We start from the raw sequence: 12,409 nt of genomic DNA on the forward strand, positions 1-12,409 counted from the left end.
GCGGCGACAATGAACGGATGAACCGACCCTGCAATATTGCGGCCCGTTTGCCTGAACTGGCGCGTGAACGCCCCGACCAGATCGCCATCCGCTGCCCCGGCCGCCGGGGCGCCGGCAACGGCATGGCCGCCTACGACGTCACCCTGGATTACCGCCAGCTGGACGCCCGCAGCGACGCCATGGCCGCCGGCCTGGCCGGCTACGGGATCGGCCGCGGGGTGCGCACGGTGGTGATGGTGCGGCCCTCGCCGGAGTTCTTCCTGTTGATGTTCGCGCTGTTCAAGCTGGGCGCGGTGCCGGTGCTGGTCGACCCGGGCATCGACAGGCGCGCGCTGAAACAGTGCCTGGACGAGGCGCAGCCGGAAGCCTTCATCGGCATTCCGCTGGCCCATGTGGCGCGGCTGGTGCTGCGCTGGGCACCGTCGGCGGCGCGCCTGGTGACCGTCGGCCGCCGCCTCGGCTGGGGCGGAACCACCCTGGCCGCGCTGGAGCGCGCCGGCGCCAATGGGGGGGCGATGCTGGCCGCCACCGACGGTGAGGACATGGCGGCGATCCTGTTCACCAGCGGCTCCACCGGCGTGCCCAAGGGCGTGGTCTACCGCCATCGCCACTTCGTCGGGCAGATCCAGCTGCTGGGCAGCGCCTTCGGCATGGAAGCGGGCGGGGTGGACCTGCCGACCTTCCCGCCGTTCGCGCTGTTCGATCCTGCGCTGGGCCTGACCTCGGTGATCCCGGACATGGACCCGACCCGGCCGGCGCAGGCCGACCCGGCGCGCCTGCACGACGCCATCCAGCGTTTCGGCGTGACCCAGCTGTTCGGCTCGCCGGCGCTGATGCGGGTGCTGGCGAAGCATGGCCGGCCGCTGCCGACGGTGACCCGGGTGACCTCGGCGGGCGCGCCGGTGCCGCCGGACGTGGTCGCCACCATCCGCAGCCTGCTGCCGGCCGACGCGCAGTTCTGGACGCCCTATGGCGCCACCGAGTGCCTGCCGGTGGCGGTGGTCGAGGGCCGCGAGCTGGAGCGCACCCGTGCTGCTACCGAAGCAGGTGCCGGTACCTGCGTGGGCAGCGTGGTCGAGCCAAACGAAGTGCGCATCATCGCCATCGATGACGCGCCGCTGCCGGACTGGTCGCAGGCGCGCGTGCTGTCCACCGGCGAGGTGGGCGAGATCACCGTAGCCGGGCCGACCGCCACCGACACCTACTTCAACCGCCCGCAGGCGACGGCGGCAGCGAAGATCCGCGAGACGCTGGCCGATGGCAGCACGCGCGTGGTCCATCGCATGGGCGATGTGGGTTACTTCGATGCGCAGGGCCGCCTGTGGTTCTGCGGACGCAAGACGCAGCGCGTGGAAACCGCGCGCGGACCGCTATACACCGAGCAGGTCGAGCCGGTGTTCAACACCGTGGCCGGGGTGGCGCGCACTGCACTGGTCGGTGTCGGCGCCCCGGGTGCACAGGTGCCGGTGCTGTGCGTGGAACTGCAGCGTGGCCAGGCAGACAGCCCGGCGTTGCAGGAAGCGCTGCGTGCGCATGCCGCAGCGCGCACGCCTGAGGCCGGCCTGCAGCATTTCCTGGTGCATCCGGCGTTCCCCGTCGATATCCGTCACAACGCCAAGATCGGCCGCGAGAAGCTCGCCGTCTGGGCCAGCGCCGAACTGGAGAAGCGCGCATGAAGATCCTGGTCACCGGTGGTGGTGGTTTCCTTGGCCAGGCGCTGTGCCGCGGGCTGGTCGAGCGTGGCCACCAGGTGCTGGCGTTCAACCGCAGCCATTACCCGGAACTGCAGGCGATGGGCGTGGGCCAGATCCGTGGCGACCTGGCCGATGCGCAGGCGGTGCTGCACGCGGTGGCCGGCGTCGATGCGGTGTTCCACAACGGTGCCAAGGCCGGCGCCTGGGGCAGCTATGACAGCTACCACCAGGCCAACGTGGTCGGCACCGACAATGTGATCGCCGCCTGCCGTGCGCATGGCATCAGCCGCTTGGTCTATACCTCCACGCCCAGCGTGACGCACCGTGCCACCCATCCAGTGGAAGGCCTGGGCGCGGATGAAGTGCCCTACGGCGAGGACTTCCAGGCCCCGTATGCGGCGACCAAGGCGATTGCCGAACAGCGCGTGCTGGCCGCCAACGACGCAGCGTTGGCGACGGTGGCGCTGCGCCCGCGCCTGATCTGGGGCCCGGGCGACCAGCAGCTGGTGCCGCGCCTGGCCGAACGTGCACGGCAGGGTCGCCTGCGCCTGGTGGGCGATGGCAGCAACAAGGTCGATACCACCTACATCGACAACGCCGCGCTCGCGCACTTCCTCGCTTTCGAGGCATTGGCGCCGGGTGCCGCGTGTGCGGGCAAGGCCTACTTCATCTCCAACGGTGAGCCGCTGCCGATGCGCGAGCTGGTCAACAAGCTGCTGGCCGCCGTGGGTGCGCCGACGGTGAACAAGGCGATCAGCTTCAAGACCGCCTACCGCATCGGTGCGGTCTGCGAGCGCCTGTGGCCGCTGCTGCGCCTGCGCGGCGAGCCGCCATTGACCCGCTTCCTGGCCGAGCAGCTGTGCACGCCGCACTGGTACAGCATGGAGCCGGCACGCCGCGACTTCGGCTACGTGCCGCGGGTCAGCATCGAGGAAGGGCTGCGCAGGCTGAAGGCTTCATCTGCTGCATAGATCGCCGTCACTGGCTGCACACCGCCAGATCGGGAGGATGGACCCACGCCATCCAACGGCCCGGACATCTGCGAGGAGCGCCATGCTGCATTACGCCGTCATCTTTTTCGTCATCGCCATCATCGCCGCCGTGCTCGGCTTCTCCGGCATTGCCGGTGCTGCCAGCAACATTGCCTGGATCCTGTTCGTTGTGTTCCTGGTACTGGCAGTGATCTCGATGTTCCGCAAGCGCGGATAGAACCTGCAGGACGTGCCGGTCACCGGCCGGCACGTCGCTTCCCGGTGGGTGCCGACCGTTGGTCGGCACGCCTCCTGTAGAGCCGAGCCATGCTCGGCTGCATCTCCAGGGTCGAGCATGGCTCGACGCTACACACAGCGCCGCTACACGGCGCTGTGCAAGCCGCGATCGGCTTCATGGCGCTCCAGCGCCAGTTCGATCAGCCGCGTGATCAGCGTGGTGTAGTCCACACCGCTGGCGCCCCACAGCTTCGGGTACATGCTGATGCGGGTGAAGCCCGGCAGCGTGTTGACCTCGTTGATGACGATCTCACCGTCTGCGGTGAGGAACACATCCACGCGCGCCATGCCCGCACACTCCAGCGCCTGGTAGGCCTGCAGCGCGGTCTGCTGGATCCGCGCCTGGCTTGCAGCATCGATATCCGCCGGCACCACCACCTCGGCACCATCGGCGTTGATGTACTTGGTGTCGTAGGCGTAGAACTCGTCGTGCACCACCACTTCCCCGCACAGGCTGGCCTGCGGATGTTCGTTGCCCAGCACCGCGCACTCGATCTCGCGGCCGACCACCGCCGATTCCACCAGCACCTTGTGGTCGTAGCGCAGCGCCAATGCCAGCGCCTCGGCGAAGCCCGCTGCATCCTTGACCTTGCTCACCCCCACCGACGAACCCTGGTTGGCCGGCTTCACGAACAACGGCAGGCCGAGCTGCGCGATCACCGCATCGACATCGACTGCCGCCGCCTGATGGCGACGGATGCACAGCCACGGTGCCACCTGCAGCCCGGCGTCGCGCAGCAGGCGCTTGGTCACGTCCTTGTCCATCGCCACCGCCGAGCCCAGTACCGGTGAACCGACGAAGGGCAGGTTGGCCATGCGCAGCAGCCCCTGCAGCGCACCGTCCTCGCCCAGCGGCCCGTGCACGATCGGCAGCACCACATCGATCTGACCGAGCGCGCTGGCCGCATCGGGCGGCTGCAGCTGCCCCTGCTCTGCACCCGGGCGCACCGCCAGCGACGTGCCGGACCGATGCAGCGCAATGCGCGACGGATCATCGCCATTGATCAGGAAGGTATCCGGCTGGCTCAGATGCCACTGGCCCTGCTTGTCGATACCGACCAGCACCGGCTCGAAGCGCTCGCGATCGAGCGCATCGAGGATGTTCTTCGCCGACTGCAGCGAAACTTCGTGCTCGGAAGACTTGCCACCGAAGATGATGCCGACCCGGGTCCGTGCCATGGTGTTGCGATGTCCTGTGCATTGCGTGGCCTCATAGCATGAACCTTCATCGGCCCTCCGCGTGAGGCACAGATGAACCAGAAATCCATCCACGCATGGCGATCTGCCGTGTCGACCAAGGTCGACACCCACCAACAGCAGCAGGAACCTGTCGAAGGCGGGGTGGGTCCGGTTGCGGGGGCGTGAGCCGCATGGGCCCGAGGCATGCCTCGGGCGGGTTGGGCAGGACGCCCAACCCCGGTCTTGCCGTGTGCGCAGGACAGCGCACACGAGCAAGCGGCGACCGAGCTTACATGGACGTACTTGCAGCGTCCCCCGCAACCGGACCCACCCCGCCATCCCACGGATAGCCCGCTTTTGATGTTGATCTTGCCGGCCAGCGGCCGGTGCCTCTGCGGGTGCCGGGCGGCAGCCCGGCCCAAGCCCCCCACCCACGCAGGTAGAATGCACACATGGCTCTCTCCCTGCTCAAGTCCCTCAAGCCGGTCGCTGGCCGCGCCCTGCAGATCGCCCTGAACCGCGCGCTGGCGCTGGATCCGGATACCCGCCATGCGCTGACCAGCCTGGATGGCCGGCATATCGATCTGACCCTGGAAGCGCCGTCGCTGGCCATGCGCATCAGCGTCGACGGCGACCAGCTGCGGGTCGGCCCGGTGGACGCGCAGGAAGCCGACCTGGCCGTGCGCAGCAGCCTGGCCGGCGTGCTCGCGCAGCTGCCGCTGCTGGCCAACGCACGGCGCGGCGACACCAACAGCAAGGGTCGCGTGCGCGTGGCCGGCGACGCCGAACTGGCACGCCGCCTGCAGCAGCTCGCCAAGGGCTTCGACCCCGACTGGCAGCAACCGTTCGTCAGCGTGTTCGGCGAGGTACTGGGCGTGCAGGTCGCCAACACCCTGCGCAGCGCCCTGCAGCACGCGCGCCAGAGCGCGGTCGACCTGGCCCACAGCGCCGCCGAGTTCATCACCGAGGAATCGCGCGATGTAGTGCCGCGCGCTGAACTGGATGCCTTCCACGATGACGTGGACGTGCTGCGCGACGACGTCGAGCGACTGGGTGCACGCGTACAGCGCCTGCGGGGTGCCGCATGAAGGCCGTGCTGCGCGCCAGCCGCATCGGCCGGGTGATCCTGCGTTACCGCCTCGACGACCTGCTGCAGGGCACACCGGCCGAGCGCTGGTTGCGCCTGGCCAAGCCGTTCGTGCCGCGCGCCTCGGCCGACATCGCCGCACAGTCGCGTGGTGCGCGCCTGCGCCTGGCGCTGCAGGATCTCGGCCCGATCTTCGTCAAGTTCGGCCAGATCCTGTCCACCCGCCGCGATCTGGTCCCACCGGATGTGGCCAACGAACTGACCCTGCTGCAGGACCGGGTCAAGCCGTTTGATGGCGAGACCGCGCGTCGCATCGTCGAGGAAGCGCTCGGCCTGCCGGTCAGCGAGGCATTTGCCAGCTTCGACACCGAACCGCTGGCCTCGGCCTCGATCGCGCAGGTGCACGCGGCTACGCTGGCCGATGGCCGCCAGGTCGTGGTCAAGGTGCTGCGCCCGGGCATCGAGAAGCAGATCGACGCCGATATCGCCCTGCTCAATTCGCTGGCCGCGCTGGTCGAGCGCACCCATCCGCGCGCCGACAAGATCCGTCCGCGCGAAGTGGTGGCCGAGGTCGAAAACACCCTGTCCGCCGAGCTGGACCTGCAGCGCGAAGGCGCCAATGCCAGCGTGCTGCGCCGCTTCTGGGAAAACAGCGACGACCTGTACGTGCCGGAAGTGATCTGGAGCCACACCGCCGAGCGCGCGCTGACGCTGGAGCGCGTGTGGGGCATTCCGTCCGACGACATCGCCGCGCTGGACAAGGCCGGCATCGACCGCAAGGCGCTGGCCGCCAAGGGCGTGCGGGTGTTCTACACCCAGGTGTTCCGCGACAACTTCTTCCATGCCGATGCGCACGCCGGCAACATCTGGGTCGACACCGATCCGTCGCGTCGCGCCAACCCGCGCTTCATCGCGCTGGACTTCGGCATCATGGGCCAGCTCTCGCAGGAAGATCAGTACTACCTGGCCGAGAACTTCATGGCCATCTTCAACCGCGACTACCGCCGTATCGCCGAACTGCATGTGCAGGCGCGCTGGATGCCGGACAACGTGCGCATCGATGACCTGGAAGCGGCCGTGCGCTCGGTGTGCGAGCCGTACTTCACCCGTCCGCTGTCGCAGATCTCGCTGGCCGAAGTGCTGATGAAGCTGTTCCGCGTGGCGCAGCGTTACCAGCTGACCCTGCAGCCGCAGCTGATCCTGCTGCAGAAGACCCTGCTGAACATCGAAGGCGTCGGCCGCCAGCTCGATCCGCAGATCGACATCTGGGCAGTGGCCAAGCCGGTGCTGGCGAAGATCCTGCGCGAGCGCTACAGCCCGCGCCGGGTGGTACGCGAGATCGGCAAGCGCCTGCCGGAAATCATGACCCACGCGCCGGACATGCCGCGCCTGGTGCATGCCTGGCTGACCCAGCAGGTGGAAGGTCGCCACGAACTGTCGATGCGCTCGCGCGACCTGGCCGCACTGGATGCCAGCGTGCAGCGCCTGCAGAAGCATGCGGTCGGCGCGATCACCGGCGTCGGCCTGCTGGCCATCGCCGCACTGATGTATGTGCTGCAGCCACCGGGCTGGTACTGGGGCGACGTGCCGGCGTGGAGCTGGCTGTCTGGTGCGGTCGGCGCAGTGGCGCTGCTGCGCGCGTGGTGGAAGTAGGCCCCATGCTGCAGGCACTCAAGGACGAACTGACCCGCTTCGGCGCAGACAACGACGCCCGCGAAAGCGCGCGTGGCCGCCGCATGCTCAACATCACGCCGGAGACAGGTGAATTCCTGTCCGTGCTGGTCCGCTTCGGCGCTGCGCGCCGGGTGCTGGAGATCGGCACCTCCAACGGCTATTCGACGCTGTGGCTGGCCGAGGCCGCCGCCGCCATCGACGGCCACGTGACCACGCTGGAATACGCGGAGGACAAGGTGGCGATGGCGCGTGACACCTTCGCGCGCAGTGGCCTGGCCGATCGCATCACGCTGGTCCACGACGATGCAGGACCGTGGCTGGCGCTGGCCGCGGATGCCAGCGTCGACCTGCTGTTCCTCGATTCGGACCGCGGGCAATACGCTGGCTGGTGGCCGCAGTTGCGTCGCGTGCTGCGCCCGGGTGGCCTGCTGGTGGTGGACAACGCCACCTCGCATGCGGAACAGATGGAACCGCTGCGGGCGCTGCTGGAGGCTGATCCGGACTTCAGCACCAGCCTGGTGCCGGTGGGCAATGGGGAGCTGTTGGCCGTACGCAGCGCCTGACTGCTCTACAGGCAGGTGCCAACCTTGGTTGGCAGGCTGTTGCCGGTCGCGCAGAGCCGCCGAGCGTGGGCTCGGCTCTACAGAAGGCAGGCCTTTATAATCCCGCGGTGAGCACCGAACCCGAGACCCTCGCCGCGGTCGAGACCGACACCGCGCCCCTGCAGCTGCTGCACCTGGATGAACGCCTGGCCGTGGTCAACAAGCCTGCCGGGCTGATGGTCCACGACAGCAAGCTGGCCCGTGGCGAAGATGACTTCCTGGCCGACCGCCTGCGCGAGCAGCTGGGCCGCCCGATCTTCCTGGTCCACCGGCTGGATCGCGCCACCAGTGGCTGCCTGTTGCTGGCCTTCGACCGCGAGACCGCCAGTGCACTGGGCAAGGCCCTGATGGGCGGCGAGGTGCTGAAGGACTACCTGACCGTCTGCCGGGGCTGGCCGGCCGAGCTCTCCTGGCAGGTCGACCATGACCTGGATGGCGGCCCCGGCAAGCCGGTGAAGAAGCCGGCGGTCACCGACTTCCAGCGCTTGGCCACCGGCGAGCTGTCGGTGCCGGTCGGTGAGTTCACCAGCTCGCGTTATGCGTTGCTGCGCTGCCAGCCACAGACCGGGCGCTTCCGGCAGATCCGCCGGCATCTCAAGCACCTGTCGCATCACATGATCGGTGACACCAGCCACGGTGATGGCCGCCACAACCGCATCTTCCGCATGCAGGGCGTGCACCGCATGCTGCTGCACGCCGAGCGCCTGCGCTTCCCGCATCCGGACGGTGGCACGGTGGATGTGCGTGCGCCGCTGGACCGCGAGTTCCAGAAGGCGCTGGACCTGTTCGGCTGGCAGGTGGACGACGCCTGATGCTGCTGCGGTAAGGCGGGCGTGGGCTCGGCTCTACAGCCAGCGGCCGGGCGTGGCCCGGCGCACCCCGTTATTTCTTTTCCGGCTCGTTGACGATTGCTTCCAGATCCTTCTGCAGGTCCGCAAACAGCGGCTGCATGCGGGCCTGGATGGCCACCATCACGTTCTGCATCAGCGCCGGGGTCTTGTCCAGCAGGCTCTGGCCGGCCGCGCTCTCGTAGAACTCGGCCATCGCCAGCACGTCTTCCTTGCTGAAGGTCTTCTTGTACAGGTCCACGTACATCGGCCGCAGCTGCTGCCACGACAAGGCCTGGCGCAGGGTCTGGCTGGTCCGCGCCTGGATCCGCTTCAGCTGTTCCTGCTGCTGGGCGTTGAGCTGGCGCTGTGCGGCCACCTGCTGGAACTGCTGCTGCTGCATCGCCTCGATCTGCGGCAGCATGGTGTCGATCATGCTCTGCGCACGTGACGCGGACAGCAGGCGGTTGATGTCGCCATCGGTCGGCGGCGCGGCCAGGGCCGGAACGCTGGCCACGGCCAGCGCCAGCAGCAGGGCGGCGCGGCGCAGCAGGGACGGCAGGGCGGGTGCGGTGCGGGTCATGCGGGGCTTCCTGCAGTACATGGGACGGCCAGCATACCCGCAGCCAAGGCGAAGGCGGCGTGTTCGGTACCTGATCGGCGGCATACGGTGCGCGATGCCGCACTCCGGCACGTGGCTGCCGCTACAATGCGCGGATGGGCAGTGGACCGGTCACCATCAGCGCGCAGCTTGAAATCCCCGACGGCGAGATCGTCGAGCGGTTCGTGCGTGCCAGTGGTGCCGGTGGCCAGAACGTCAACAAGGTCTCCACCGCGGTGGAACTACGTTTCGACGTGGCCAACTCGCCCTCGTTGCCCGAACCGTTGCGCATGCGCCTGCTGGCGCGGCGTGACCGGCGCATGACCGGCGAAGGCGTGCTGGTCATCGACGCGCAACGTTTCCGGACCCAGGATCGCAATCGCGAGGATGCGCGCGATCGGCTGGCGGCCTTCATCCAGGCCGGGCTGAGCGTGCCCAAACCGCGCAAGGCCACCAAGCCGACCCTCGGGTCGAAACTGCGTCGTCTGGACGCCAAACGCGGGCGCGCGCAGATCAAGCGCGGGCGCTCATCACGTGACTGGGAGTGATTGCTTGAACAACCCGACTTCGTTGCTGCCGGCTGTGCCGCCGCAGATGCCGCAGGTCAAACCCAACGCCTTCCTGCGCTGGCTGGCGCGCTGCACCCTGCGCATGGGCGGCTGGAAGGTGACCGGTACCCTGCCTGACATCCCGAGGCTGGTCTTCATCATCGCCCCGCATTCGTCCAACTGGGATGGCCTGTGGGGCATGGCGGCCAAGATCGCACTGGGCATGAAGGTCAAGGTGCTGGGCAAGGCATCGCTGTTCTGGTGGCCGCTGGGCCCACTGCTGCACAAGCTGGGCGTGATCCCGCTGGACCGCAGCTCGCCGCAGGGCACAGTGGGCCAGGCGGTGGACCTGCTGCGCAACAACGAGAAGATGTGGTTCGCCATCACGCCCGAGGGCACCCGCAAGGCCGTGAAGGACTGGAAGGCCGGCTTCCTGAAGATCGCCCGGATGGCCGACGTGCCGATCCTGGCCGCGTATTTCCACTATCCGGAAAAGACCATCGGCATCGGCCCGCTGTTCACGCCCAGCGGCGATGACGCCGCCGACATGGCCGCCATCCGTGAGTTCTACCGGCCGTGGATGGGCAAGACCCGCGGTACGGTCTGAGCCGGCCGCAGGTCGCCGCATAGACGCCACGTCCGGCACATGCCGGGCGAGCGCGACAGGAGTAGGGTGGAGGGCTGGTATCCCGTACCGTCTGCCCAAGGAGCGTTTTACATGTCGCGTACCGTAGTCCTGGCCGCCGCCATCAGCCTGGCGCTGGCGGCCTGTTCCGGCAAGGAGTCCACCCCCGTGTCCGATGCCCAGAAAGCCCCGGCCCAGCAGCCGGCCGAAGCCTCCACCAATCCGCTGCTGAGCGCCAGCACGCTGCCGTTCCAGGCGCCGCAGTTCGACAAGATCAAGGACAGCGACTACCTGCCGGCGTTCGAGGAAGGCATGCGCCAGCACCTGGCCGACGTGCGCAAGATCGCCGACAGCAGCGAACCGGCCACCTTCGACAACACCATCGTGGCGATGGAGCGCAGCGGCGAGACCCTGAACCGCGTGTCGCGCATTTTCTTCGGCCTGGTCCAGGCCGATACCAACGATGCACGCCAGAAGATCCAGGAAGAGGTGGCGCCGAAGCTGGCCGCGCACCAGGACGAGATCAACCTCGACCCGAAGCTGTTCGCGCGCGTGAAGTCGCTGTACGACCAGCGTGACACGCTGGAACTGGACCCGGTGCAGAAGCGCCTGGTCGAGCATTACTACGACGGCCTGGTGCGCGCTGGCGCGCAGCTGTCCGACGCCGACAAGGCGAGCCTGCGCAAGCTCAACGTGGAAGAAACCACCCTTTCCACCCAGTTCCATACCCGCCTGGTGGCTGCCACCGCCGCCGCGGCCGTTGTCGTTGACGACAAGGCCAAGCTGGCCGGCCTGGACGAGAATGCGATCAACAACGCTGCCACCGCCGCCAAGGATCGCAAGCTGGATGGCAAGTTCCTGCTGCCGCTGCAGAACACCACCCAGCAGCCGGTGCTCGGTTCGCTGAGCGATCGCGACCAGCGCGCCGCTGTGCTGAAGGCCTCGGAAACCCGCGCCGAGCGCGGCGATGCCAACGACACCCGGCAGACCGTGCAGCGCCTGGCCCAGCTGCGTGCGCAGAAGGCCAAGCTGCTTGGCTTCGACACGTTCGCCGACTACCAGCTGGGCGACCAGATGGCCAAGACCCCGGCCGCCGCGCTCAAGCTGCTGACCGACACCGTGCCGGCCGCCACCGCCAAGGCGCGCACCGAAGCCGGCGAGATCCAGAAGGTGATCGACGCGCAGAAGGGTGGTTTCCAGGTCGCCGCTTCGGACTGGGATTTCTACGCCGAGCAGGTGCGCAAGGCCAAGTACGATCTGGACGAGTCGCAGATCAAGCCGTACTTCGAGCTGGACAACGTGCTGCAGAACGGCGTCTTCTACGCCGCCACCCAGCTGTACGGCATCACCTTCAAGCCGCGTACCGACATTCCGACCTACAACCCGGACATGAAGGTGTACGAAGTGTTCGACAAGGACGGCACCTCGCTGGCGCTGTTCTACACCGACTACTTCAAGCGTGACAGCAAGTCCGGCGGCGCCTGGATGGACGTGTTCGTCGAGCAGGACGGCCTGACCGGTGCCAAGCCGGTGGTCTACAACGTCTGCAACTTCACCAAGCCGGCCGCCGGCCAGCCGGCGCTGATCAGCTTCGACGACGTCACCACCATGTTCCATGAGTTCGGCCATGCGCTGCACGGCATGTTCTCGAACGTGAAGTACCCGTCGATTGCCGGCACCGCCACCTCGCGTGATTTCGTCGAGTTCCCGTCGCAGTTCAACGAGCACTGGGCGCTGGATCCGAAGGTGTTTGCCAACTACGCCAAGCACTACAAGACCGGCGAGGCGATGCCGCAGGAACTGGTCGACAAGATCCTCAAGGCACGCAGCTTCAACCAGGGCTATGCGACCACCGAGTACCTGTCGGCCGCACTGCTCGACCTGGCCTGGCACACTCAGAAGGCCGATGCGCCGCTGCAGGATGTCGGCGCCTTTGAAGCCAGCGCGCTGAAGAAGTTCAAGGTCGACCTGCCGCAGGTGCCGCCGCGCTACCGCACCACCTACTTCGACCACATCTGGGGTGGCGGTTACTCGGCCGGCTACTACGCCTACTTCTGGGCCGAAGTGCTGGACCATGACGCCTACCAGTGGTTCACCGAGCACGGTGGCCTGACCGCGGCCAATGGCCAGGAGTTCCGCGACAAGATCCTCTCGCGCGGCAACAGTGTGGAGCTGTCGACCCTGTACCGCGATTTCCGCGGCAAGGACCCGTCGGTGGAACCGCTGCTGAAGTTCCGCGGGCTGAAATAAGAAAACGAAAACGGCGGGGGCAACCTCGCCGTTTTTCTTTGTGTAGAGCCGAGC

General features: G+C 67.7%; 12 protein-coding genes. 10 read left to right on the top strand and 2 right to left on the bottom strand.

The features are described from left to right. Positions 1 to 17 precede the first annotated feature (17 nt). The 3 genes from oleC to ACW5IY_RS00830 all read left to right on the top strand — a co-directional run bounded on the left by oleC (position 18) and on the right by ACW5IY_RS00830 (position 2,903). On the top strand, positions 18 to 1,676 hold the full coding sequence (oleC, locus tag ACW5IY_RS00820) for an olefin beta-lactone synthetase (protein WP_049435451.1): 1,659 nt from the start codon (positions 18 to 20) through the stop codon (positions 1,674 to 1,676). Next, positions 1,673 to 2,665: a 2-alkyl-3-oxoalkanoate reductase gene (oleD, locus tag ACW5IY_RS00825; RefSeq protein WP_049435453.1), complete on the top strand. Its 993-nt coding sequence runs from the start codon at positions 1,673 to 1,675 to the stop codon at positions 2,663 to 2,665. Before oleC ends, oleD begins: the two co-directional genes overlap by 4 nt. A gap of 82 nt (positions 2,666 to 2,747) precedes the next feature. Next, entirely contained in the window at positions 2,748 to 2,903 is a 156-nt protein-coding gene (locus tag ACW5IY_RS00830) for a DUF1328 domain-containing protein (protein WP_004153593.1), read from the top strand. Between the two features lie 143 nt (positions 2,904 to 3,046). On the opposite strand, the gene ddlA is transcribed toward ACW5IY_RS00830, so the two are convergent. Next, complete coding sequence (gene ddlA, locus ACW5IY_RS00835) at positions 3,047 to 4,141, bottom strand: D-alanine--D-alanine ligase (protein WP_049435454.1); 1,095 nt, start codon at positions 4,139 to 4,141, stop codon at positions 3,047 to 3,049. Positions 4,142 to 4,593: 452 nt separating this feature from the next. Between ddlA and ACW5IY_RS00840 the strand changes: the two genes are divergently transcribed. From ACW5IY_RS00840 to ACW5IY_RS00855, 4 genes are all read left to right on the top strand, one after another. Next, complete coding sequence (locus tag ACW5IY_RS00840; RefSeq protein WP_010487102.1) at positions 4,594 to 5,229, top strand: ubiquinone biosynthesis accessory factor UbiJ; 636 nt, start codon at positions 4,594 to 4,596, stop codon at positions 5,227 to 5,229. Beyond that, positions 5,226 to 6,881 carry a ubiquinone biosynthesis regulatory protein kinase UbiB gene (ubiB, locus tag ACW5IY_RS00845; RefSeq protein WP_010487100.1) on the top strand — a complete coding sequence of 552 codons (1,656 nt, stop codon included), beginning with the start codon at positions 5,226 to 5,228 and terminating at the stop codon, positions 6,879 to 6,881. The genes ACW5IY_RS00840 and ubiB overlap by 4 nt, the downstream gene beginning before the upstream one ends. Before the next feature lie 5 nt (positions 6,882 to 6,886). Further along, positions 6,887 to 7,465, top strand: coding sequence for an O-methyltransferase (locus ACW5IY_RS00850; RefSeq protein WP_010487098.1), 579 nt, complete (start codon positions 6,887 to 6,889; stop codon positions 7,463 to 7,465). A 107-nt stretch (positions 7,466 to 7,572) separates the two neighbouring features. After that, positions 7,573 to 8,316 carry a pseudouridine synthase gene (locus ACW5IY_RS00855; RefSeq protein WP_049435455.1) on the top strand — a complete coding sequence of 248 codons (744 nt, stop codon included), beginning with the start codon at positions 7,573 to 7,575 and terminating at the stop codon, positions 8,314 to 8,316. Between the two features lie 70 nt (positions 8,317 to 8,386). Here ACW5IY_RS00855 and ACW5IY_RS00860 read toward each other — a convergent pair whose 3' ends face one another. Then, positions 8,387 to 8,914 carry a DUF2059 domain-containing protein gene (locus ACW5IY_RS00860; protein ID WP_010487093.1) on the bottom strand — a complete coding sequence of 176 codons (528 nt, stop codon included), beginning with the start codon at positions 8,912 to 8,914 and terminating at the stop codon, positions 8,387 to 8,389. 134 nt (positions 8,915 to 9,048) lie between these two features. Between ACW5IY_RS00860 and arfB the strand changes: the two genes are divergently transcribed. The 3 genes from arfB to dcp all read left to right on the top strand — a co-directional run bounded on the left by arfB (position 9,049) and on the right by dcp (position 12,355). Beyond that, positions 9,049 to 9,480, top strand: a complete 432-nt coding sequence (gene arfB, locus ACW5IY_RS00865) for an alternative ribosome rescue aminoacyl-tRNA hydrolase ArfB (RefSeq protein WP_019337436.1) — start codon at positions 9,049 to 9,051, stop codon at positions 9,478 to 9,480. A gap of 46 nt (positions 9,481 to 9,526) precedes the next feature. After that, the gene (locus ACW5IY_RS00870) at positions 9,527 to 10,087 is read left to right on the top strand and encodes a lysophospholipid acyltransferase family protein (protein ID WP_224329368.1); all 561 of its coding nucleotides are present in this window, start codon (positions 9,527 to 9,529) and stop codon (positions 10,085 to 10,087) included. A 111-nt stretch (positions 10,088 to 10,198) separates the two neighbouring features. After that, a complete protein-coding gene (gene dcp, locus ACW5IY_RS00875; protein ID WP_049435457.1) occupies positions 10,199 to 12,355 on the top strand; it encodes a peptidyl-dipeptidase Dcp in 2,157 nt (718 codons plus the stop codon). Positions 12,356 to 12,409 lie beyond the last annotated feature (54 nt).

It is taken from the genome of Stenotrophomonas sp. C-A, assembly GCF_054030835.1.

Excerpts from the sequence above, each read along its gene's own strand:
- ddlA (WP_049435454.1), bottom strand. The coding sequence starts at position 4,141 with ATGGCACGGACCCGGGTCGGCATCATCTTCGGTGGCAAGTCTTCCGAG.
- ACW5IY_RS00840 (WP_010487102.1), top strand. The coding sequence starts at position 4,594 with ATGGCTCTCTCCCTGCTCAAGTCCCTCAAGCCGGTCGCTGGCCGCGCC.
- ACW5IY_RS00870 (WP_224329368.1), top strand. The coding sequence starts at position 9,527 with ATGCCGCAGGTCAAACCCAACGCCTTCCTGCGCTGGCTGGCGCGCTGC.
- oleD (WP_049435453.1), top strand. The coding sequence starts at position 1,673 with ATGAAGATCCTGGTCACCGGTGGTGGTGGTTTCCTTGGCCAGGCGCTG.
- ACW5IY_RS00850 (WP_010487098.1), top strand. The coding sequence starts at position 6,887 with ATGCTGCAGGCACTCAAGGACGAACTGACCCGCTTCGGCGCAGACAAC.
- arfB (WP_019337436.1), top strand. The coding sequence starts at position 9,049 with ATGGGCAGTGGACCGGTCACCATCAGCGCGCAGCTTGAAATCCCCGAC.
- dcp (WP_049435457.1), top strand. The coding sequence starts at position 10,199 with ATGTCGCGTACCGTAGTCCTGGCCGCCGCCATCAGCCTGGCGCTGGCG.
- oleC (WP_049435451.1), top strand. The coding sequence starts at position 18 with ATGAACCGACCCTGCAATATTGCGGCCCGTTTGCCTGAACTGGCGCGT.
- ubiB (WP_010487100.1), top strand. The coding sequence starts at position 5,226 with ATGAAGGCCGTGCTGCGCGCCAGCCGCATCGGCCGGGTGATCCTGCGT.
- ACW5IY_RS00860 (WP_010487093.1), bottom strand. The coding sequence starts at position 8,914 with ATGACCCGCACCGCACCCGCCCTGCCGTCCCTGCTGCGCCGCGCCGCC.
- ACW5IY_RS00830 (WP_004153593.1), top strand. The coding sequence starts at position 2,748 with ATGCTGCATTACGCCGTCATCTTTTTCGTCATCGCCATCATCGCCGCC.